The 20799-nt window shown below is 56.2% G+C and carries 22 protein-coding genes and 1 tRNA gene; 9 read left to right on the top strand and 14 right to left on the bottom strand.

The annotated features are described in order from the left end of the window. The 3 genes from ACOTXR_RS23215 to trmB form a co-directional block, all read right to left on the bottom strand. The coding region (locus ACOTXR_RS23215) for a DUF2884 family protein (protein ID WP_421767122.1) at positions 1 to 388 on the bottom strand (388 nt) is incomplete at its 3' end. Positions 389 to 444: 56 nt separating this feature from the next. Then, entirely contained in the window at positions 445 to 771 is a 327-nt protein-coding gene (locus ACOTXR_RS23210) for a YggL family protein (RefSeq protein WP_014885198.1), read from the bottom strand. Next, positions 771 to 1490 (bottom strand): tRNA (guanosine(46)-N7)-methyltransferase TrmB, encoded by a 720-nt coding sequence (gene trmB, locus ACOTXR_RS23205; protein ID WP_014885199.1) that lies wholly within the window; start codon positions 1488 to 1490, stop codon positions 771 to 773. Before trmB ends, ACOTXR_RS23210 begins: the two co-directional genes overlap by 1 nt. 144 nt (positions 1491 to 1634) lie before the next feature. Here trmB and mutY point away from each other — a divergent pair, with 144 nt between their 5' ends. The 4 genes from mutY to ACOTXR_RS23185 all read left to right on the top strand — a co-directional run bounded on the left by mutY (position 1635) and on the right by ACOTXR_RS23185 (position 5714). Beyond that, entirely contained in the window at positions 1635 to 2687 is a 1053-nt protein-coding gene (gene mutY / locus ACOTXR_RS23200) for an A/G-specific adenine glycosylase (RefSeq protein WP_172971189.1), read from the top strand. A gap of 26 nt (positions 2688 to 2713) precedes the next feature. Next, the gene (locus tag ACOTXR_RS23195) at positions 2714 to 2986 is read left to right on the top strand and encodes an oxidative damage protection protein (RefSeq protein ID WP_003862425.1); all 273 of its coding nucleotides are present in this window, start codon (positions 2714 to 2716) and stop codon (positions 2984 to 2986) included. Positions 2987 to 3110: 124 nt separating this feature from the next. Next, on the top strand, positions 3111 to 4187 hold the full coding sequence (mltC, locus tag ACOTXR_RS23190) for a membrane-bound lytic murein transglycosylase MltC (protein WP_014885201.1): 1077 nt from the start codon (positions 3111 to 3113) through the stop codon (positions 4185 to 4187). A 270-nt stretch (positions 4188 to 4457) separates the two neighbouring features. Then, positions 4458 to 5714: a nucleoside permease gene (locus ACOTXR_RS23185; RefSeq protein ID WP_058689857.1), complete on the top strand. Its 1257-nt coding sequence runs from the start codon at positions 4458 to 4460 to the stop codon at positions 5712 to 5714. 88 nt (positions 5715 to 5802) lie between these two features. On the opposite strand, the gene citG is transcribed toward ACOTXR_RS23185, so the two are convergent. From citG to ACOTXR_RS23145, 8 genes are read right to left on the bottom strand one after another with little or no spacing between them, the layout of a single operon-like run. Next, complete coding sequence (citG, locus tag ACOTXR_RS23180; protein WP_058689858.1) at positions 5803 to 6606, bottom strand: triphosphoribosyl-dephospho-CoA synthase CitG; 804 nt, start codon at positions 6604 to 6606, stop codon at positions 5803 to 5805. Then, the gene (gene citX, locus ACOTXR_RS23175; protein ID WP_058689859.1) at positions 6584 to 7123 is read right to left on the bottom strand and encodes a citrate lyase holo-[acyl-carrier protein] synthase; all 540 of its coding nucleotides are present in this window, start codon (positions 7121 to 7123) and stop codon (positions 6584 to 6586) included. The genes citG and citX overlap by 23 nt, the downstream gene beginning before the upstream one ends. 2 nt (positions 7124 to 7125) lie before the next feature. After that, complete coding sequence (citF, locus tag ACOTXR_RS23170; RefSeq protein ID WP_058689860.1) at positions 7126 to 8643, bottom strand: citrate lyase subunit alpha; 1518 nt, start codon at positions 8641 to 8643, stop codon at positions 7126 to 7128. Positions 8644 to 8653: 10 nt separating this feature from the next. Next, a complete protein-coding gene (gene citE, locus ACOTXR_RS23165; RefSeq protein WP_047345185.1) occupies positions 8654 to 9529 on the bottom strand; it encodes a citrate (pro-3S)-lyase subunit beta in 876 nt (291 codons plus the stop codon). Then, the gene (gene citD, locus ACOTXR_RS23160) at positions 9526 to 9819 is read right to left on the bottom strand and encodes a citrate lyase acyl carrier protein (RefSeq protein WP_014885207.1); all 294 of its coding nucleotides are present in this window, start codon (positions 9817 to 9819) and stop codon (positions 9526 to 9528) included. The genes citE and citD overlap by 4 nt, the downstream gene beginning before the upstream one ends. A 16-nt stretch (positions 9820 to 9835) precedes the next feature. Further along, on the bottom strand, positions 9836 to 10858 hold the full coding sequence (gene citC, locus ACOTXR_RS23155) for a [citrate (pro-3S)-lyase] ligase (RefSeq protein ID WP_014885208.1): 1023 nt from the start codon (positions 10856 to 10858) through the stop codon (positions 9836 to 9838). Positions 10859 to 10868: 10 nt separating this feature from the next. Next, positions 10869 to 11732: a fumarylacetoacetate hydrolase family protein gene (locus ACOTXR_RS23150; RefSeq protein ID WP_058689861.1), complete on the bottom strand. Its 864-nt coding sequence runs from the start codon at positions 11730 to 11732 to the stop codon at positions 10869 to 10871. A 17-nt stretch (positions 11733 to 11749) separates the two neighbouring features. Continuing rightward, positions 11750 to 13111 (bottom strand): 2-hydroxycarboxylate transporter family protein, encoded by a 1362-nt coding sequence (locus tag ACOTXR_RS23145; RefSeq protein ID WP_222834708.1) that lies wholly within the window; start codon positions 13109 to 13111, stop codon positions 11750 to 11752. A gap of 347 nt (positions 13112 to 13458) precedes the next feature. Here ACOTXR_RS23145 and ACOTXR_RS23140 point away from each other — a divergent pair, with 347 nt between their 5' ends. Together ACOTXR_RS23140 and ACOTXR_RS23135 are read left to right on the top strand one after the other, a co-directional pair. Further along, positions 13459 to 15084 (top strand): ATP-binding protein, encoded by a 1626-nt coding sequence (locus tag ACOTXR_RS23140; protein ID WP_421767121.1) that lies wholly within the window; start codon positions 13459 to 13461, stop codon positions 15082 to 15084. Beyond that, positions 15074 to 15766 carry a response regulator gene (locus ACOTXR_RS23135; protein ID WP_222834709.1) on the top strand — a complete coding sequence of 231 codons (693 nt, stop codon included), beginning with the start codon at positions 15074 to 15076 and terminating at the stop codon, positions 15764 to 15766. Before ACOTXR_RS23140 ends, ACOTXR_RS23135 begins: the two co-directional genes overlap by 11 nt. A gap of 54 nt (positions 15767 to 15820) precedes the next feature. Here ACOTXR_RS23135 and ACOTXR_RS23130 read toward each other — a convergent pair whose 3' ends face one another. Then, on the bottom strand, positions 15821 to 17956 hold the full coding sequence (locus ACOTXR_RS23130; RefSeq protein WP_058689863.1) for an ornithine decarboxylase: 2136 nt from the start codon (positions 17954 to 17956) through the stop codon (positions 15821 to 15823). A 182-nt stretch (positions 17957 to 18138) separates the two neighbouring features. Here ACOTXR_RS23130 and ACOTXR_RS23125 point away from each other — a divergent pair, with 182 nt between their 5' ends. Continuing rightward, positions 18139 to 18852 (top strand): DUF554 domain-containing protein, encoded by a 714-nt coding sequence (locus ACOTXR_RS23125; protein WP_058689864.1) that lies wholly within the window; start codon positions 18139 to 18141, stop codon positions 18850 to 18852. A 95-nt stretch (positions 18853 to 18947) separates the two neighbouring features. Beyond that, positions 18948 to 19023 (top strand) — tRNA-Phe (locus tag ACOTXR_RS23120). Positions 19024 to 19163: 140 nt separating this feature from the next. On the opposite strand, the gene ACOTXR_RS23115 is transcribed toward ACOTXR_RS23120, so the two are convergent. Beyond that, positions 19164 to 19751 carry a hypothetical protein gene (locus ACOTXR_RS23115; RefSeq protein WP_226856248.1) on the bottom strand — a complete coding sequence of 196 codons (588 nt, stop codon included), beginning with the start codon at positions 19749 to 19751 and terminating at the stop codon, positions 19164 to 19166. Between the two features lie 60 nt (positions 19752 to 19811). Between ACOTXR_RS23115 and ACOTXR_RS23110 the strand changes: the two genes are divergently transcribed. Beyond that, entirely contained in the window at positions 19812 to 20051 is a 240-nt protein-coding gene (locus ACOTXR_RS23110) for a DUF523 domain-containing protein (RefSeq protein WP_023337788.1), read from the top strand. A gap of 46 nt (positions 20052 to 20097) precedes the next feature. Here ACOTXR_RS23110 and ACOTXR_RS23105 read toward each other — a convergent pair whose 3' ends face one another. Then, on the bottom strand, positions 20098 to 20625 hold the full coding sequence (locus ACOTXR_RS23105; RefSeq protein ID WP_045134821.1) for a helix-turn-helix domain-containing protein: 528 nt from the start codon (positions 20623 to 20625) through the stop codon (positions 20098 to 20100). Positions 20626 to 20799 lie beyond the last annotated feature (174 nt).

The raw sequence follows: 20799 nt of genomic DNA, 5'->3' as shown, positions 1-20799 counted from the left end.
TGTACAACTTTATTGTCCTCGGACACTTCGTCAGGCGGGAGCGCATATTGCTGCTCTCCCCCACCTCTTTAGTAATGATCTTATCCAGCGCAACACGGCTCTTTTCGACGCGCGTCAGGGCACCTTCATTAATCCATGGCAGGGCGGTACGCAAATCGGCCTGATAGTCTTTCGCCTGCTCACGCTGTGCGGCTGTCAGATTGTACTCTTTGCCGTTAAAGGTGACGTTCCCTTGCGGCGTAATCACCAGATTGCCGTTCTCGCCTTTGACCTGCACGGTTTGCGGGCTTAACACCACGTCATCACGCGGGGTGACGCTACATTTATACTCCGCATGGGCGGTGAATCCGGTTGCCATCAAAGCAACAGCCAGCAACGTTTTGCGCATCTTAAACACTCCCTCAGACAAAATGGGCCAGCTAATGCTGGCCCTTGACTGCTTTATTAGTCCCACCAAACGTCGAAAAGTTCGCTGACGCGGACATCTTCCAGCTTATGGTCTTCAAGCCATTTACGAACCAGCGCCTGATGTTCTTCGGTGCATTTACCCACTTCCTGGGTGCAGATCAGACCTTCCCACGCCAGGTAACCGCTACCGTCGAAGGCCAGCTTGTTGGGCTCAATCACGTCGTTGATGAACGCATCCACGTCCTGATCGATCTGTTCTACACTGGTGCCTTCCGGGAAACGCCACGCAACGGAGAAACCCACTTCCTGGAATTCTTCGATGTGCATTTTTTTACGCAGACGACGGCTACGATTCTTTGCCATTATTTCACCCTCTCGAACATTAAGTCCCATACACCGTGACCAAGACGATGGCCACGCTGTTCAAATTTCGTTACCGGACGTGAATCCGGACGCGGAACATAGTCGTTGCTTTCAGACTGGTTTTTATACCCGTCCAGAGACGACATCACTTCCAGCATATGTTCCGCATAAGGTTCCCAGTCGGTCGCCATATGGAAGACGCCGCCCAGTTTCAGCTTGCTTTTCACCAGCTCGGCAAACGGTGCCTGAACGATACGGCGTTTATTATGACGTGCTTTGTGCCACGGGTCAGGGAAAAAGAGCTGAACCATGGTTAAAGAATTGTCAGGAATCATTTTGTGCAGCACTTCCACCGCGTCATGACACATGACGCGCAGGTTCTCTACACCCTCTTCATGGGCAGTTGCGAGACACGCGCCGACGCCCGGGGAGTGCACTTCAATACCGAGGAAGTTCTGCTCCGGGCGAGCTTGCGCCATGGTCACCAGAGAGGTGCCCATACCAAAACCAATCTCCAGCGTGACTGGCGCTTCGCGGCCAAACAGCCCGGCAAAGTCCAGCGGCTGCTCGCTGAACTCAACGCCCATCACCGGCCAGTAGTTGTCCAGCGCATGTTGCTGCCCTTTTGTCAGGCGGCCCTGACGACGGACAAAGCTGCGAATACGGCGCAGCGGGCGACCGTTTTCATCAAATTCCGGTGAAATGACGTCGTTTTTCATAAAAGAGTTGTCTGCTTGTGAGAATGTTCGGGAAACGGGCATTATCCAAAGTTAAGGCGTCTATGCAAGCATGGGAAAGATCCGGTTTACAGCAGATTGACGCTGTGCTGCAATCTGCGTCCCTGATTATGTGAATCGATGACCATGCAAGCCTCTCAATTTTCAGCCCAGGTGCTGGACTGGTACGACAAATACGGGCGTAAAACCCTGCCCTGGCAAATTGAAAAAACGCCTTACAAAGTATGGCTCTCCGAAGTGATGTTGCAACAAACGCAGGTCGCCACGGTGATCCCATACTTTGAGCGTTTTATGGCACGCTTCCCGACGGTAACAGACCTGGCGAATGCCCCGCTGGACGAGGTATTGCACCTGTGGACAGGCCTGGGCTATTACGCCCGCGCGCGTAATCTGCACAAGGCCGCGCAGCAGGTCGCCACGCGCCACAACGGTAAATTCCCGGAAACCTTCGATGAAGTGGCAGATTTACCCGGCGTCGGGCGTTCAACGGCGGGAGCCATTCTCTCCCTCTCTTTGGGTAAGCATTTCCCGATCCTCGACGGCAACGTGAAGCGCGTGCTGGCACGTTGCTATGCCGTGGACGGCTGGCCCGGTAAAAAAGAGGTTGAGAAACGTCTGTGGGAGATCAGTGAAGCGGTTACCCCGGCCAACGGCGTCGAACGTTTTAACCAGGCGATGATGGATCTGGGTGCGATGGTCTGCACGCGCTCAAAACCCAAGTGCGAACTCTGCCCGCTCAATACTCTCTGCGTGGCCTACGCCAACCATTCATGGGCGCAATACCCGGGGAAAAAACCGAAGCAGACGCTACCGGAGCGCACCGGTTACATGCTGCTGATGCAGCACGGCGACGAGGTGTTCCTGGCCCAGCGTCCACCGAGCGGCCTGTGGGGCGGTCTATACTGCTTCCCACAGTTTGAAGATGAAGATTTGCTGCGTGAATGGCTTAAACAGCGCGGTATTGCTGCCGATAACCTGACGCAGCTGACCGCGTTTCGCCATACCTTCAGCCATTTCCACCTGGATATTGTGCCGATGTGGCTTCCCGTGTCCTCATTTGCCTCGTGCATGGATGAAGGCACCGCTCTCTGGTATAACTTAGCGCAACCGCCATCAGTCGGACTGGCGGCTCCCGTGGAGCGCCTGTTACAGCAATTACGTGCCGGTGCAATGGTTTAGCATCGACAATAAAAAGAGGAATGAGTATGGCCAGAACGATTTTTTGTACTTTCCTGCAGCGTGACGCTGAAGGCCAGGATTTCCAGCTTTATCCGGGTGATCTGGGTAAACGCATTTATAACGAGATCTCCAAAGAAGCCTGGGGACAGTGGCAGAAAAAGCAGACCATGCTGATTAACGAGAAAAAGCTCAGCATGATGAACCCGGAACACCGCAAGCTGCTGGAACAGGAGATGGTGAACTTCCTGTTTGAAGGCAAAGACGTGCACATCGAAGGCTATACGCCTCCAGAAAAATAATATTGAGCGGCTGTTGCCGGGTGGCGCTTCGCTTACCCGGCCTACAAAACCGTAGGCCCGTGCAAGCGAAGCGCCGCCGGGCAATAGCAACGACTAAGCAAACACAACACGCACGCCCGGAATGATGAAAAAACTTTTAGCGCTAGCCCTTGTTGCGCCGTTGCTGGTCTCCTGTTCGTCAAAAAAAGGCGATGATTACAACGAAGCCTGGATCAAGGACACCAACGGTTTTGACATTTTGATGGGGCAGTTTGCCCACAACATCGAGAACATATGGGGATTTAACGAAGTTCTTATTGCCGGACCGAAGGACTACGTTAAGTACACCGACGCCTATCTGACCCGTAGCCACATCAACTTTGATGAGGGTACGATCACCATTGAAACCATCGCGGGTACTGACCCTGCGGCACGACTGCGTCAGGCGATTATCAAAACCCTGCTGATGGGTGACGACCCGGGATCTATCGATCTCTACTCCGATGCCGACGATATCACCATCTCGAAAGAGCCGTTCCTGTACGGTCAGGTTGTCGATCAAACCGGCCAGCCAATCCGCTGGGAAGGTCGCGCCACGAAATTTGCCGACTATCTGCTGCAGACGCGACTGAAGAGCCGTTCTAACGGCCTGAAGATAATTTATAGCGTCACCATCAACCTCGTGCCGAACCACCTCGACAAGCGTGCGCATAAGTATCTTGGCATGGTGCGTCAGGCATCACGTAAGTACGGCGTGGATGAGTCGCTGATCCTGGCGATTATGCAGACCGAATCGTCGTTCAACCCTTACGCAGTTAGCCGTTCCGACGCCCTGGGGCTGATGCAGGTAGTCCAGCACAGCGCCGGTAAAGATGTCTTCCGCGCGCAGGGCAAATCCGGCACGCCGAGCCGTAGCTATCTGTTCGATCCCCAGAGCAACATTGATACCGGCACGGCCTATCTGGCGATGCTGAACAATGTTTATCTCGGCGGCATCGATAACCCGACCTCACGCCGCTATGCCGTAATCACCGCCTATAACGGCGGCGCGGGCAGCGTGCTGCGCGTCTTCTCGAACGACAAAGTGCAGGCCGCAAACATCATCAACAGCATGGCGCCGGGGGATGTTTACTCAACCCTCACCACCCGCCACCCATCAGCGGAGTCCCGCCGCTATCTGTATAAGGTCAATACGGCGCAGAAGAACTATCGTCGTCGATAATCAACACACCTTCTCCTGCAAGGAGAAGGTGTTCTGCTTTCCCTCTCCCCGTGGGAGAGGGTCAGGGTGAGGGCATTAGGCCGCACTCACTCACCCCACCCATACGAAAATGTTATTTGCATCACAATCCAAACTGCAAATTAATGTGGATTGCATTTTTTTGCGGGAGGTAACAAAACATATCGTTGCCAACTGATAGAATTGCATCAAATAACAACCCTGAATGTTCCAAAAACAACATATCTCCCGCTCACTTGTGAGGAAAGTAACATGAACCTTAAGCTGCAGCTTAAAATATTGTCGTTTCTGCAGTTCTGCCTGTGGGGTAGCTGGCTGACTACACTCGGCTCCTATATGTTTGTGACGCTCAAGTTCGATGGTGCGTCAATCGGTGCCGTCTACAGCTCGCTGGGTATCGCGGCGGTCTTCATGCCAACACTGCTCGGTATCGTGGCGGATAAATGGTTAAGTGCGAAATGGCTGTACATGCTTTGCCATCTGGTGGGCGCGGGGACGCTGTTTATGGCGGCCGAAGTGACCACGCCAGGGGCAATGTTTATGGTGATCCTGCTTAACTCGCTGGCCTATATGCCAACGCTTGGGCTGATCAACACCATCTCTTACTACCGCCTGAAATCTGCCGGGATGGATATCGTGACCGATTTCCCGCCAATCCGTATCTGGGGCACCATCGGCTTTATCATGGCAATGTGGGGCGTGAGCTTCGCAGGCTTTGAACTGAGCCATATGCAGCTCTACATCGGTGCCGCGCTCTCCGTGCTGCTGGCGATCTTCACCCTGACGCTGCCAACCATTCCGGTTTCAAACCAGCAGAAAAACCAGAGCTGGAGCACCATGCTCGGTCTGGACGCGTTCGCGCTGTTTAAAAACAAACGGATGGCGATCTTCTTTATCTTCTCCATGCTGCTGGGCGCAGAGCTGCAGATCACCAACATGTTCGGCAACACCTTCCTGCACAGCTTCGATAACAATCCGCTGTTTGCCGGAAGCTTTATCGTTGAGCATGCGTCGGTGATGATGTCCATCTCCCAGATCTCTGAGACGCTGTTCATCCTGACCATCCCGTTCTTCCTGAGCCGCTACGGCATCAAGAACGTCATGCTGATCAGTATCGCGGCATGGATGTTGCGCTTTGGTCTGTTCGCCTACGGCGACCCGAGCGCATTCGGCACCGTACTGCTGGTGCTGTCGATGATTGTTTACGGCTGTGCCTTCGACTTCTTCAACATTTCCGGTTCCGTATTCGTGGAAAAAGAAGTGAAGCCTGAAATCCGCGCCAGCGCACAGGGCATGTTCCTGATGATGACCAACGGCTTCGGCTGTATTCTGGGCGGCGTGGTGAGCGGTAAAGTGGTAGAGATGTACACCACCAACGGCATCACCAACTGGCAGCCGGTGTGGCTGATCTTCGCCGCATACTCGCTGGTGCTGTTCTTCGCGTTCATCGCGCTGTTCAAGTACAAGCACGTGCGTGTGCCGAACGGTGTGCAGCCGATCGCGCACTAATCTTTGGTGTGTTGTGCCCGGTGGCGCTAACGCTTACCGGGCCTACAAAACCCAACCGTAGGCCGGGTAAGGCGAAGCCGCCACCCGGCTATTTTATTGCAGAAAGCACCCACCCCACCGACAGCAAATCCGCGCTGCCGCCCGGACTCAGATTGCGTTCTATCAATGCGATATCCATTTTAAGCAACGCTTCGCGGTCCCAGCCGTTAGCCAGCAATTCCCGCGCGTAGTCCTGAACGTAGCGCAGCCCTTCCATGCCACCGCGCGACACCAGATTGCTGTCCTGATTGACTGACATCAGGCGTAACAGCAGGCTGTGAAGCGACCGTCCGTTCCACTGAGCCAACGCCTTACGCACCGTGGCAAAGCCGCTTTCCGCCTCACCGCGCGCGCCGGTTAAGCCGTGCTGCTGAAACTGCCGCTCGCCCGCCGTCGCCTGCCCGCTGCGCGCGGCCAACTCTCGCGACACCAGCCCGCGGCAGATGTTACCCACCTCACAACAGAGGCTGTCCGCAGAAAGATTGTTCACACGTCCGGCGGCGAAGCACAGTAAACCCAGGGCAAAAATCCCGCCTTTGTGCGTATTCACGCCGTTCGTCGCGGCGTACATCGCCTGCTCGCAGGCCATCCCCATTGGGCGGATAATCCGTAGCTGTGCGTCAGCGGGCTTATCCGCATGCGCGTTACCAAGTTCAGCAAAGCGCGCAAACCACGGCGTAATCGCCACAATGCTGCGGGCAAACAGCGCGTGGTCCATATCGCGGTGGGAACCGTTATTGAGCTTGTCCACCAGCCCCGGTTTGGGCGTCAGCTCCAGCTCCTGCCACAGTGCCGCTTCGGCAAGCGCGGGCACGTCCGCAATGCGGGGTTTAGTCGCGAGCAAACCAGTCATCAATCATCTTCTCCACCCGGGAAACCACCTGCTCAACGGGATGGTTCCGCGAGCGGGAACAGGCATGCGCAGGTTCGTCGCAGATCAGGCAGCGTCTGAGATTTGCCCCCAGCGACTGACGCCCGACGTGGCCATGCTGAGGGCAGATAACATCCAGATCCCACAGCCTGCCGAGCGGGTGCGTCTGCTCCAGATCCGCGCAGTGCGCTTTAATTTCCGCTGCCGGATGAGCCACGCACCACAGGGCCTCGGGCCCGGTCGGAAGCCACAGCACCTGACGGTCCAGCACCTGCCAGCGGTTCTCCCATAGCAGCTGGTCGCACGTCTGGAGCGCTACGCCCATGGTGTTGCGATAGCGCAGGCTGTCTTTAATTTCCCCTGGCGTGACCAGCGTGAGGGAAATCACCGGTTGTTGATAGTGCTCAAGCATGTCAGCCTGACGCGCTGCGCGGCGCTCTTTCGCCGCCAGCAGTTCGTCCAGGCTGACACCCGCCCGCACGGGTGTCGCTACTGTCATAATCACTCCTTCACCTGTCGCACGGTGTCGATCACGCTGCCGTCGCGGTAGCGGATCACCCCGACGATTTTGTCGGTAAACTCAATCGGCCTCGGTACGCCCGTCAGCGATATCGCCCGTTCATAGAGCGCGTTGATATCCACAATCTTCAGCCCGGCAGCCATCAGCCGCTCACGCACCTCCGGGCGCGCCGGGTTAACCGCAATGCCGTGATCGGTGACCAGCACGTCGATGCTCTCACCCGGCGTGAGGCGCGTGGTGACGCGCTTCACGACCGTCGGAATGCGGCTGCGCAGCAGCGGCGCGACGACGATGGTGAGGTTCGCCGCAGCGGCCACGTCGCAGTGTCCGCCGGACGCGCCGCGCATCACGCCGTCGGAGCCGGTGATGACGTTGACGTTGAAATCAACGTCGATTTCGAGGGCGCTGAGGATCACCACGTCGAGCTGGTCGCAGCTTGCCGCCTTGCTGCCGGGATTGGCGTAAACATTGGTGGAGATCTCCACGTGGTTCGGGTTGCGCGCCAGAGACGCCGCCGCCTGGCCGTCAAAGCACTGGGTGTCGAGCAGCTTTTCGATGAGCCCCTTCTCGTGCAAATCCACCAGGCTGCCGGTGATGCCGCCAAGCGCGAAGCGCGCCTTCACGCCGCTGCACTCCATTTTCTCTTCCATAAAACGCGTGCAGGCGGTCGCCGCCGCGCCGGAGCCGGTCTGCATTGAGAAGCCCGGGTTAAAGTAGCCGGAATGTTCAATCACGTCCGCCGCATAGCGGGCGATCATCAGCTCGCGCGGGTTGCTGGTGACGCGCGCCGCGCCAACGCTGATTTTCGCCGGGTCACCGACGCTCTCAACCTGCACGATGTAGTCCACCTGGTCCTGCACCAGGCTGGCGGGCATATTGGGGAACGGCACCAGTTCTTCGGTGAGCAGCACCACCTTGCGGGCAAAGTGCGCATCCACCATGGCGTAGCCCAGCGAGCCGCAGCAGGATTTACCGTGGGTGCCGTTGGCGTTGCCAAACTCATCGCTGCACGGCACGCCGAGAAACGCCACGTCGATATTCAGCTCGCCGTCCTGCAAGAGCTTCACGCGCCCGCCGTGGGAGTGAATTTGCACCGGCTCGTCCATCAGCCCGTGGGAGATGGCATCCGCCAGCCTGCCGCGCATTCCGGAGGTGTAAATGCGGGTGATGACGCCGCTTTCAATATGCTCAATCAGCGCGTCATTGCAGGTCATCAGCGAGCTGGAGGCCAGCGTCAGGTTTTTGAAACCCATTCGCGCCAGTAGCGCCACGACGGTGTTGATCACCCGGTCGCCTTCGCGAAACGCGTGGTGGAAAGAGATGGTCATCCCGTCCTGCAGGCCGCAGCGCTTCACCGCCTCTTCAACGGAGGCGCAGAGTTTGCGGCTGTGCTTCGCGTCAGCATCCGCCAGCCACGGCGTCGCGCTGTGGGCGGTATCAAACGGTTTTAAGCCCCGCAGATGGGGGAAATTCATATGGAGAAGTTCAGTCTGGTTCATTCTGTCATCCTTACCGACGCACGCCGGAGGCCGCCGCGCGCTCCAGCACCACCTGCGCGTGGTTAATAATCGGTGCATCCACCATTTTGCCGTTGAGCGACACCACGCCCAGGCCGTTACGCTCGCCCTCTTCTGCCGCCTCAATCACTCGCTTCGCGTGTTCCACCTCTTCCTGCGTCGGGGCGTAAGCGTTATGCAGCAGGTCAATCTGGCGCGGGTTAATCAGCGATTTGCCGTTAAAGCCCATCTTGCGGATCAGATCGACCTCGCGCAGGAACCCGGCCTCGTCGTTAACGTCTGACCACACCACGTCGAAGGCGTCGATGCCCGCCGCGCGGGCGGCGTGCAATACGGCACAGCGGGCGTAGAACAGCTCGGTGCCATCGCCGCGCTCGGTCTGCATATCCATCACATAATCAAAGGCGGCCAGCGCGATGCCGATGAGGCGCGGGGAGCTGCGGGCAATCGCCACGGCATTTATCACGCCAATGGCCGATTCAATCGCCGCCATGACGCGGGTAGAGCCGACTTCGCGGCCGCACTCGCGTTCAATACGCGCCAGGTGCCCCTCCAGCTCGTAGATATCGTCCGGAGTATCGGTTTTCGGCAGGCGAATTACGTCCACGCCCGCCCGCACGGCGGCTTCCAGATCCAGCAGGCCAAACGGCGTGCTCAGCGGGTTAATGCGCACCACGGTTTCGATATCCTGATACATCGGGTGCTGTAGCGCTTGGAACACCAGCATGCGCGCGGTGTCTTTCTCGCGCAGTGCAACGGCGTCTTCCAGGTCAAACATGATGGAATCAGGCCGGTAGATAAAGGCGGTGGAAAGCATGGCGGCGTTGGCGCCCGGCAGGAACAGCATACTGCGGCGGAGTTTGCTCATTTCAGCGCCCCCCAGTTGATGGTTTGATCATCGGCGGCACGCATCAGCGCGCTTTGCAGGCGGGCGCGAATAACACAGTCCAGCGCCCCTTTATCTTCAATAATGATGAGTCCCTGGTGCACGTTCATGGCGCGCAATGTGTCGTTGACCACCTGGCGAATCTGCTCGCCAAACTGCTTAATCACTTCACTGTGGATGACTATCTCCAGCTCGCCGTGAGCGGGAGCGATTTTCACCATCAGGTCGCTGGACTCCTGCGTGCCGGCCAGCGCCTCCCTTACAATATTCATGATAAATTCCTGGTAGTTATGCGACTTCGGCACTCGCACGGTAATGCGTTTCGAGATGCGCGAAGGTGGAGTCCGGGACAATCTCCCGGATCCGGGAAAACTGCTGTGTCTTGAGTAAACGGCGCACTTCGGACGCGGAAATGGCGTTGCCGGTGGCCTTGATGCGCGGCATTTCCACCACCTCAATATGCGAGGCCAGCAGGTCGTGCAGCGTCTGGTTGTACTGCCGGGTGATGTCGCAAAAGGGCTCCGAGCCGATGAAGCGGTGGGTGATGCCCAGCGCCGGGGCAATAAAGTCCCGGAAAATCAGCACGTCGATTTCACTCCACGCCTGCTGCACTTTGCCGGTCTCCTTCAGGAAGTAGGCCGGGAAGGTGGCGCGGGAGATGATGTACTGCGAGCCTTCATGCACCACCACGTTCGGCAGATGCGCCACGCCCGCCCGCACCATCTCAATGCGCGCGCTAAACGGGAAGAACGACGCATCTTCACGCACCACGAAGAGATGCAGCGCATCGCACTGCTGCGCCGCCTGCTCCACCAGATGGCGATGGCCGAGGGTGAAGGGATTGGCGTTCATCACTATCGCGCCAATGTTCTCCCCGCTTTTGCGCTTCGCGCGCAGTGAACGGCAGTAGCGTTCGATCCCCTGCGGGGTGTTCTCCATCAGCACCGCGTTGTTTCCGCTCTGGGCAATCGGCCAGAAGCCACTGCGGGCAAAGCGCTCCCGGTTGCACGGACGGGTGCAGAGGAAGAGGTGAAAATGGCCGCGCTCCAGCGCCGCATTTTCCACCTCAGCCAGCAGCCGCGCGCTGAGGTTCTCGCCGCGAAGCTGCTCGTTGACCGCCACGCATTTGATGACGTTGGCGGCAAGCCCTGCGCAACCCACCAGCTGCGAGCCGGACCAGGCTTCGACAAACAGCGTGATGTCGTTGTCCAGGCCAAGGCCGCTGTCTGCCAGCAGGTAGCGGATCTGGCTTAAGCGTTCCGGATGCTTCGCCACCAGAGTGTGGCGAAAATCGATGGGTTGACTGTTCATGCCGTTTTACTCAGTGTGCTGCCGCAAGCCCGACGGCGGGCGCTTCCACGATCACGTTGCTCAGATGGCCGATATGCTCGATCTCCACCTCAATGCGATCGCCCTCTTTCATAAACAGCGGCGGGTTACGCTTTTTCCCCACCCCGCCCGGGGATCCGGTGATGATCACATCGCCCGGGCTGAGGCGGGTGAAGATGCTGATGTACTCGATCAGCTCCGCAACCTTGTGGATCATGCTGCTGGTGTTGTCTTCCTGCACCATGCGGCCGTTCAGCCAGGTGCGGATTGCCAGCTGGTGCGGATCCGGGATCTCATCCGCCGTCGCCATCCAGGGGCCAAACGCGCCGGTCTGACGCCAGTTTTTTCCGGCTGTAAACCAGGTGTGCTGCCAGTCACGGGCGGAGCCGTCCATGTAGCAGCTGTAGCCCGCCACGTGGCGCAGCGCGTCGTCGCGGCTGATGTTCTCCCCACCTTTGCCGATGATCACCGCCAGCTCGCCTTCGTAGTCGAATTCACTGGAGTGGCGCGGCTTCAGCACCGGTTCGTTATGGCCGGTCTGTGAATCCGGGAAGCGGACAAACAGCGTCGGGGCCGGGTTATGCTGGTCAAACTCCTTGCGCTTGTCGGCGTAGTTCATGCCCACGCAGAGGATTTTTTCCGGCTGCTCAATCACCGGTAAGAAGGTGATAGCGCTCATCGGCACGTCCACCGCGTCGTTCAGGTAGCGGGTGGCCTGCGCCAGCCCGTTGCCCTGCAGCAGCGCCTTGAGGTCGCTGTAGCGGTCGCCGAGACGGCGGCCTAAATCAATCACGCCGTCGGCCTGGACGATGCCGTAGCTGCGTTTTCCCTGGTATAAAAAGCTTGCGAGTTTCATTGTTCTTTCCTGAAAACTTAAACGAGGAAGTTGCCCAGAATCAGCAGAGAGATAGAGACGTTAATCGCTCCGCCGATACGGGTAGCAATCTGGGCGAACGGCATCAGGCTCATGCGGTTGCCTGCGGTCAGGATCGCCACGTCGCCGGTACCGCCCTGCCCGCTCTGGCAGCAGGAGACGATGGCGACATCAATCGGATGCATACCGATCTTTTTGCCGACGAAGAAGCCGGTCGCCACCAGCGCAGAAACGGTGCTGACAATCACCAGCAGGTTGCTGACGGTGAACGCCGCCACCAGTTCGTGCCACGGGGTGATAGCCACGCCGACGGCGAAGAGGATGGGGTAGGTCACGGAAGTCTGGAAGAATTTGTAGACGACCTGTGAGCCTTCCAGCAGGCGCGGAGAGGCGCCGTTGCAGAGCTTCACCAGCACCGCCATAAACAGCATGCCGACCGGGGCTGGCAGGCCAATGAGCTTGTGGCCGAGCATGCCCAGCATGTAGAGCAGCACCGCCAGCAGGGCGCCAGAGGCGATTGTGGTCACGTCCGCTTTACCAGAGAACGCAGGCTGAGAGACGGTGGTATCGGCATTGGCGCGGTTAGGCATCAGCTGGCCTTCACCGGTCAGGTGCGGGTAGCGCTTACCAAGCTGGTTCAGGCAACCGGAGATAATGATCGCGGTCAGACCGCCGAGCATCACCATCGGCAGCACGCGGCCGAGCGCTACGCCCTGGTCCATGTGCAGCAGGGTGGCATAACCGATGGAAAGCGGAATTGCGCCTTCCCCGACACCCCCCGCCATAATGGGCAGAATGATAAAGAAGAAGATCTGGAACGGCTCCAGGCCCAGCGCGAGACCAACGCCCATCCCCACCAGCATGCCGACAATTTCACCGCACAGCATCGGGAAGAAGATGCGCAGGAAGCCCTGAATCAGCACCGTGCGGTTCATGCTCATGATGCTGCCGACGATAATGCAGCAGATGTAGAGATAGAGAATATTGGTGGATTTATAGAACTTCGTGGTGGACTCGACCACCACATCCGGCAGCAGGCCGTAATAGACCAGCGCGGAAGGGATAAAGGTGGCGCAAATCGCCGCCGCACCGAGCTTGCCGACAATCGGCAGGCGCTTGCCAAACTCACCGCAGGCAAAGCCGAAGAAGGCCAGGGTCGCTACCATCACCACGATGTCGCTCGGCAGCTTTCCGCCCAGACAATCAATCGCAATCAGTGCGCCCGCCAGAACAAACAGCGGCAGAGGGATAATCCCGATTTTCCAGGTATCCATAATATGCCACCAACGCTCTTTGAGCGAGGGTCGCTGAATTTCAATCGGTTCGTGGGTAACAGAGAAAGAATCGTCAGTTGTGCTCATAATAAGCCCCTTGGTTATTTTGTGCGTTCAGCTTAGAGTCACAAAGGCTTACTTTATGTGAGGGATGACATATTAAAAGCGAAGTTTTAATGGCCACTATGGTTTTAATGGTTTCTTTTATTTAATGTGATTTATGCCTTATTTATTATCGTGGTTTTTATGGTTTCTTTTCTGAATTGAACAAACAAATAACATTTATTCATATAGCCTGAACGAGGTAAGCCCTCAGGATAAATCTTTTACAGCGCCCGCTGTGCAAGGGATCACAAGTTTTCGGCAAAGCGCAGGCGGCCATAGAAAAAAAGATGATATATTGGCGATCTTTGTCGCTACCTTGCGTGATAGTTATGAAAGTCTCTTTCCAGATTAAGTTGTTTATTTCGCTGGTTGCCTTTTTCTCAGTGCTTTTTGCGTTGCTGGGCGGATATTATTATGCCGATGTCGGTAAGCAGCTTTATCAGGAAATGAGTGCGCGCGCAAAAATACAGGCGGAGGAGATTGCGCTTATTCCGTCATTACGCAATGAAGTTGAACAAAAAGATATCACCGCGATCCATGATTTTATGCAGAAAATGGCTGCCCATAGCGATGCCAGCTTTATTGCCATTGGGGATAACACGGGAAAGCACCTTTTTCATTCCGTCTTTGCCGACAGAGTGGGCACGACGCTGGTTGGCGGCGACAATGAAGCTGTCCTGCAGGGGAAAAGCACGACAACCATCCGTAAAGGCGGACTGGGTATTTCGCTGCGCAGTAAAGCCCCTATCTTCAACGATGCCGGGCAGGTGGTTGGCATTGTTTCCGTGGGCTATCTCACCAGCTACCTGGATACCATTACCGTCAGTAAAGTGGTCAATATCCTGATTGCCGCCGTGCTGCTGCTTTTGGCCCTCTTTATCTTCTCCTGGTTCTTTACCCGCAGTATAAAGAAGCAGATCTTCTCCCTCGAACCGCGAGAAATCGGCCTGCTGGTACGTCAGCAAAAGGCGATGATGGAATCTATCTACGAAGGGGTGATTGCCATTGATAACGAGCGGCGCATAGAAGTGATCAACCAGGCGGCGCGCAAACTGCTGGGGCTGAGCCAGCCGGCGCGTGAACTGCGCGGACAGTTGATAAGCCAGGTGATCGATCCGGTCCCGTTCTTCGACACCCAGACGATGCTGGCTAAAGATACCCACGATGAGATTTGCCGTTTTAACGATCTCACGGTGATTGCCAGCCGGGTTCACATCATGCTTGAGGGCTCGCTGCAGGGCTGGGTGATCACCTTCCGCGATCGCAACGAAATCGACTCCCTGAGCGCCCAGCTCAGCCAGGTAAAACGCTATGTCGATAACCTGCGCATTATGCGCCACGAGCAGTTAAACCGGATGACCACCCTCTCCGGCCTGCTGCATATGGGCCGCTATGAGGAGGCGATTGGCTACATACAGGCGCAGTCGGAACACGCCCAGGAGCTGCTGGACTTTATCTCGTCGCGCTTCAGTTCCCCCACCCTGTGTGGCCTGCTGCTGGGAAAAGCCGCCCGCGCGCGGGAAAAAGGCGTCGAGCTGAGTTTCGACCCGGCCTGTCGGCTGGATAAGCCGTTCCTGCCGCTTGGGGAGCAAGAGTTGATTTCGATTATTGGTAACCTGCTTGATAACGCCATCGAAGCAACACAGCGCTCGCCGCTTCCCCATGCGCCGGTGGAAGTCCTGATAAAACTCAGCGAGCAGGAGCTGATTATTGAAGTCGCCGACCAGGGCGTAGGCATTAAACCGGAGATCCGTGAGCGGATCTTTGAACGCGGCATCACCACCAAAACACGCGGCGATCATGGGATTGGTCTGTATCTGATCGAAAGCTACGTTACGCAGGCTGGCGGCGCGATAGAAGTTGCCGATAATACCCCACGCGGCGCCATTTTCTCACTGTTTATCCCGGCCTCGGGAACCGTCCGGCAACTGGAAGACACCGACTATGCAACATGAACTTATCGACGTACTGATTGTTGAAGACGAGAACGAACTGGCACAGCTGCACGCGGAGCTCGTCAGCAAACACCCGCGTCTGAGACTGGTGGGGATTGCCTCGTCACTGGCCGACGCGCAGATACAGCTTGAGCGTAAACAGCCTCAGCTGATGCTGCTGGATAACTATCTGCCGGACGGCAAAGGCATCACCCTTATCAGTAACCCGATGCTGACCCGCGCCAACTGCTCGGTGATTTTCATCACCGCCGCCAGCGATATGGACACCTGCAGCCAGGCCATCCGCAACGGCGCGTTTGACTATATCCTCAAGCCAGTTTCCTGGAAGCGCCTCAGCCAGTCGCTGGAGCGCTTTGTGCAATTTGCTGAACAGCAGCGCGTCTGGAAGATTGTCGATCAGCAAAACGTCGACTCACTGTATCAACTCCAGGCGAAGAACTACCGCCAGGACAACGGCAGCAAAGGGATTGAGGAGAATACGCTGGCCCGGGTGCAGGCGCTGTTCAACGACAAGGCGACGCACTGCTTTACCGTGGATGAGGTGGTGAGCGAAACGGGGTTGAGTAAAACCACTACCCGGCGCTATCTGGAGCACTGCGTGGAGGCGGGGTTTCTGAGCGTGGAGATGCTGTACGGGAAGATTGGGCATCCAAGGAGGATGTACAAGCGTAGTGCGGTTTGATGAAACGTTCCCTCTCCCTGTGGGAGAGGGTTAGGGTGAGGGCAGCAGCCCGCACTACCTCAACACATACCCATACAGCCGTTTAATCCCGTCCGCATCCTTCTCGCTGTATACCCCCTGCAGCTCCGGCGAGAAGCCCGGCAGCAGGTTGATGCCCTCTTCCAGCGCCAGGAAGTAACGCTGTACCGCCCCGCCCCAGACTTCACCCGGCACCACGCACAGCACGCCAGGCGGATAGGGCAGCGCCCCTTCGGCAGCAATGCGCCCTGCGGCATCCCGTATGCGCACCAGCTCCACGTTACCGCGAATGTAGGCCTGGTTCGCATCCTGTGGATTCATCACCACCTCAGGCAGGCTTTCTTTGCGGAACATCGCCTTCTGCAGATCTTTTACGTCAAAGCTGACATAAAGATCGTGCATCTCCTGACACAACTGGCGGAGGGTGTAATCCCGGTAGCGCACCGGGTATTTCTGGTAGATGGTCGGCAGTACGTCCGCCAGCGGCGTATCGTCTTCAATATGCTGCTCGAACTGTCCCAGCATTGCCACCAGCTGCGCCAGCTTCTCGCTGCTTTCAGCTGGCGTCAGCAGGAACAGGATTGAGTTGAGATCGCATTTCTCCGGCACGATGCCGTTTTCGCGCAGGTAGTGCGCAAGAATGGTCGCCGGAATGCCGAACCCGGTATATTCCCCGGTTTCCGCATCAATACCCGGCGTGGTCAGCAGCAGCTTGCACGGGTCGACAAAGTACTGCTCGCGGGCATAACCCGCAAACCCGTGCCATTTCGCCCCCGGCTCGAAGCTGAAGAAGCGGCGCTCGCTGGCAATGGCGTGCGTCGGATGATCCTGCCACGGCCGCCCCGCCACCACCGGCGGGATAAACGGCTTAATCATATGGCAGTTGGCAATGATCGCCTTGCGCGCCTCAATGCCCAGCTCAACACACTCCGCCCACAACCTGCGCCCACTCTCGCCTTCATGAATTTTGGCATTCACATCCAGCGCTGCAAACAGCGGATAAAACGGGCTGGTGGAGGCGTGCAGCATAAACGCATTGTTCAGCCGCTTATGGGGGCAAAACCGCGCCTGGCCACGAATGTGGTTATCCTTTTTATGGATCTGCGACGTTTGCGAGAACCCGGCCTGCTGCTTATGCACCGACTGGGTCACAAAAATGCCAGGATCGTTCTCGTTCAGCTCCAGCAACAGCGGAGACGTTTCCGCCATCATCGGAATAAATTGCTCGTAGCCCACCCAGGCAGAGTCAAACAGGATGTAATCACACAGATGGCCGATCTTGTCGATCACCTGACGGGCGTTGTAGATCGTGCCGTCATAGGTGCCAAGCTGGATGATCGCCAGGCGGAACGGACGCGCCTCGTCGGCTTTCTCCGGCGCAGCCTCGCGGATAAGATCGCGAAGGTACGCGTCATCAAAACAGTGCTCGTCAATCCCGCCAATAAAGCCAAATGGATTACGCGCTGCCTCAAGATACACCGGCGTGGCCCCTGCCTGAATCAGCGCCCCGTGGTGGTTAGATTTATGGTTATTGCGATCGAACAGCACCAGGTCGCCGCGGGTCAGAAGCGCGTTGGTCACCACCTTGTTGGCCGCCGACGTGCCGTTCAGCACGAAGTAGGTTTTATCGGCATTGAACACTTTCGCCGCGAACTTTTGCGCATGCTTGGCGGACCCTTCGTGGATCAGTAAATCCCCGAGTTTTACGTCAGCATTGCACATGTCGGCACGAAACACGTTCTCACCGAAGAAATCAAAGAACTGTCGTCCCGCCGGATGCTTTTTGAAAAACGCCCCGTGCTGGTGACCAGGACAGGCGAAGGTGCTGTTACCCATCTCCACGTACTGGCTCAGGGTGTCGAAAAACGGCGGCAACAGATTCTCTTCGTAACGGCTGGCAGCAGTCTCCAGTTCCAGAAACTCCTGCGCTTTCCCCGAGATGACCGCGGTAGCACCGTCAGGCACGTCCGTTTGCTCCTGCGAGAAAATAAACACCGGTAACTGAAAGCCCGTGCGTTTCAGCAACGCGAGAATACCGCTGCGACTTTCAGCAGTTGTCATGACGACTGCCGCCACATCGGTAAAATCCGTGTTATCCAGCGTCACCTTTTCACGGTGGGTTGAGACAGTGGAGAGCAGCTCGCGGCTGACGGCAATTTTCATGGTTTTCATAGGCGCTAGTTACCCTCACCGAACGGTGAGACAGGGAGGAGAAAATTCGCGCAATAATGTCACCTTTTATTTTGAGGTGCAAGAAGGAATCAATATGCACAAAACCTTCCAAAGCTAAGCGTAATGCCCGCTTTGCGTGTCATAATCATGCAATACCAATGATTAAGTAACAGGAGTTAGCGGTGGTAATTGGACCCTTTATCAACGCCGGCGCAGTGCTGCTGGGCGGCATACTTGGCGGCGTGGTAAGCCAGCGGCTACCGGAGCGTATTCGTACCTCCATGCCGTCTATTTTTGGCCTGGCCTCGCTGGGCATCGGCATCCTTTTAGTCATCAAATGCGCCAACCTGCCCGTCATGGTGCTGGCAACGCTGCTCGGCGCACTGATTGGCGAATTTTGCTATCTGGAAAAGGGCATCAATAACGCGGTAGGCAAAGCCAAAAACCTGATTGCCCGACCCGGTAAGGCGAAAAACGGTTCGCACGAGTCGTTTATTCAGAACTACGTTGCGATCATTATTCTGTTTTGTGCCAGCGGCACCGGGATTTTCGGTTCGATGCAGGAAGGGATGACGGGCGATCCGAGCATATTAATTGCGAAAGCGTTTCTCGATTTCTTCACCGCCACCATTTTTGCCACCACGCTCGGTATCGCCGTCGCGGCAATTTGCGTCCCGATGCTGCTGATTCAGCTGGCTCTCGCCACCTGCGCCGCGCTGATACTCCCGCTGACTACGCCGGCAATGATGGCGGACTTTACTGCCGTCGGCGGCCTGCTGTTGCTGGCGACCGGGTTACGCATCTGCGGGATTAAGATGTTTGCCGTGGTGAATATGCTGCCCGCGCTGCTGATCGCCATGCCGCTCTCAGCGCTCTGGACGCGCTTTTTCGCTTAAGAGTGCGGCGAAATGGCGAGAGATTGCGCAGTCCGTAACGAAAACAACATTTTTCGTTGACGGCAGGAAGCAGATCAGGTTTAATGCGCCCCGTTGCCCGGATAGCTCAGTCGGTAGAGCAGGGGATTGAAAATCCCCGTGTCCTTGGTTCGATTCCGAGTCCGGGCACCACTATTTAGAAAACCCAGCCTATGGCTGGGTTTTTGCTTTATGGCTACGGCCGATTTCTGTGCGCTGATAAGCGTGGCTTTAATGCAGGCACGCTTACGCTAATAGCCCGATAAGTTAATACAGGCGGTGGCTCTTTTTTATCACTTAATTTTGCCGGATAAATTGCTGACCTGATTTGAAAGGTTGTCGTTGCTCCGCTTCATGTCATCAAGGCTTCTTTGCAATCGCTCGATCTTACTCTCCTGCTCAGAATTCTTTCTCTCAAGCTGTAAAACCTTCTGAGTTAGCTCATCGACTTTGCGGTTGTCGGACTTCATCTTCCTCAGGCTATCCTGCATCTCCCGTAGGTCCGACTCCCTGAAATCAGAAGGCTCGATTTCATCTGCATCAGAAATTACCGGGATATATCCTCCATTAGCGCTGCTGGGTTTGATACTAACCTGAACTTTATTTAGCCCCGCAGAGTGCGCGTAACCTATTGAAGAAAAATAAAAAAAAGAAACAACACACAGACCAGACAGATATTTATTCATTTCTAACGTCCTTTTAAATTTTTCAATCACTTCCAGGAGTCCCCTTCTGGTATCACCCGCTGAGGATAAAACACATGGCTTAGCCTCTGGCAGTTCAGAAACGGGGTTAAAGAGCAGAAGATACTGTTCGTTTTTCATTATAATACGCGTTTCCTCTCCCCAAAATCCAACCGCCACCCGCTCATTTTCTGCCACCTTATATCCGCCGGTATCGAGATAAGCGCGTTACTACGCACCTTATCAAAGGTATCTCCCATGCCCATCAAAGATATAATCCTGCTTAGCGCCTGCCTGTCAGGGCACCTTGTCCGCTACAACGGTACCGATAAATCCTGTTCCTCAGATCTGCTGCAACACTGGCGCGAAGAAGGCCGTCTGGTCACCCACTGCCCGGACCTGGCGGCGTGGCTGGCGTTGAAAACTGCGCAGAGTCAGGGTGGGATTGAAAATCCCCGTGTCCTTGGTTCGATTCTGAGTCCGGGCACCACTATTTAAAGAACCCGCCCAAAAGGCGGGTTTTTGCTTTTGATCTCTTTTCAATCTAGGGATCGTTCCCAATCACATCCAGCAGTTTATTTTTAAAGATAAACAAACACGCCTCATTGAAGTTCTCCGCCCCCAGCCGTTCCGAAAGCGCCGTTCGTTTGCGGTAGAGGCTTTTCACCGACGTATTCAGCTCATCGGCAACGGCTTCCATCGACATCCCTGCCCTCAGCAACCGCAGCATGATCGCCTCGTGCGTGCTAAGCCGTAAGTTAAGCAGCCATTTGGTTGTCAGACGCCTGCCCTTCATATTGAGCACCAGATTAAACAGCGACGCCATATCCGGCGCGGTGAGCGACGTGTTCATAAACAACTTCATACTGAGTAGATTCTCTTCGCGATGTCGCATATCCAGCATAACGCAGCAGATCGTTTTCCTTGTTCTGGCCGGATGGCGTATCAGGTAATCATATAAACGGAGCGGAGAACGACTATCAATCAATACAGAGTATTCGTCGGCACCATTATCAAATATGTTTCTGTCAATCGAGTCGAGCAGGATAATATCTGGAAAAAAAAGCCTCATGCCCCTGACAAGATAGCGATCCTGAGTCACTAACACTATTGAAGTTGCCACTAACCATCCCTTTTAGATTAAAGCAAGAACGCTCCTTCCGAGAGAAGGCCGCCTTCGTTTTATAGCGCTGTTATATTAACGACAAATGTATTCTGGCTTTGAACATCCCTCAATACACACATT

Origin of the sequence: Enterobacter cloacae complex sp. IR53030, assembly GCF_049238365.1 — a bacterium.
GTDB classification, from domain to species: Bacteria; Pseudomonadota; Gammaproteobacteria; order Enterobacterales; family Enterobacteriaceae; genus Enterobacter; species Enterobacter kobei.
This window is presented reverse-complemented; position numbering and strand designations above follow the sequence as displayed.

Coding starts and splice junctions, on each gene's coding strand:
- ACOTXR_RS23210 (WP_014885198.1), bottom strand. CDS start 771: ATGGCAAAGAATCGTAGCCGTCGTCTGCGTAAAAAAATGCACATCGAA.
- trmB (WP_014885199.1), bottom strand. CDS start 1,490: ATGAAAAACGACGTCATTTCACCGGAATTTGATGAAAACGGTCGCCCG.
- mutY (WP_172971189.1), top strand. CDS start 1,635: ATGCAAGCCTCTCAATTTTCAGCCCAGGTGCTGGACTGGTACGACAAA.
- ACOTXR_RS23195 (WP_003862425.1), top strand. CDS start 2,714: ATGGCCAGAACGATTTTTTGTACTTTCCTGCAGCGTGACGCTGAAGGC.
- mltC (WP_014885201.1), top strand. CDS start 3,111: ATGAAAAAACTTTTAGCGCTAGCCCTTGTTGCGCCGTTGCTGGTCTCC.
- ACOTXR_RS23185 (WP_058689857.1), top strand. CDS start 4,458: ATGAACCTTAAGCTGCAGCTTAAAATATTGTCGTTTCTGCAGTTCTGC.
- citG (WP_058689858.1), bottom strand. CDS start 6,606: ATGACTGGTTTGCTCGCGACTAAACCCCGCATTGCGGACGTGCCCGCG.
- citX (WP_058689859.1), bottom strand. CDS start 7,123: ATGACAGTAGCGACACCCGTGCGGGCGGGTGTCAGCCTGGACGAACTG.
- citF (WP_058689860.1), bottom strand. CDS start 8,643: ATGAACCAGACTGAACTTCTCCATATGAATTTCCCCCATCTGCGGGGC.
- citE (WP_047345185.1), bottom strand. CDS start 9,529: ATGAGCAAACTCCGCCGCAGTATGCTGTTCCTGCCGGGCGCCAACGCC.
- citD (WP_014885207.1), bottom strand. CDS start 9,819: ATGAATATTGTAAGGGAGGCGCTGGCCGGCACGCAGGAGTCCAGCGAC.
- citC (WP_014885208.1), bottom strand. CDS start 10,858: ATGAACAGTCAACCCATCGATTTTCGCCACACTCTGGTGGCGAAGCAT.
- ACOTXR_RS23150 (WP_058689861.1), bottom strand. CDS start 11,732: ATGAAACTCGCAAGCTTTTTATACCAGGGAAAACGCAGCTACGGCATC.
- ACOTXR_RS23145 (WP_222834708.1), bottom strand. CDS start 13,111: ATGAGCACAACTGACGATTCTTTCTCTGTTACCCACGAACCGATTGAA.
- ACOTXR_RS23140 (WP_421767121.1), top strand. CDS start 13,459: ATGAAAGTCTCTTTCCAGATTAAGTTGTTTATTTCGCTGGTTGCCTTT.
- ACOTXR_RS23135 (WP_222834709.1), top strand. CDS start 15,074: ATGCAACATGAACTTATCGACGTACTGATTGTTGAAGACGAGAACGAA.
- ACOTXR_RS23130 (WP_058689863.1), bottom strand. CDS start 17,956: ATGAAAACCATGAAAATTGCCGTCAGCCGCGAGCTGCTCTCCACTGTC.
- ACOTXR_RS23110 (WP_023337788.1), top strand. CDS start 19,812: ATGCCCATCAAAGATATAATCCTGCTTAGCGCCTGCCTGTCAGGGCAC.
- ACOTXR_RS23105 (WP_045134821.1), bottom strand. CDS start 20,625: ATGAGGCTTTTTTTTCCAGATATTATCCTGCTCGACTCGATTGACAGA.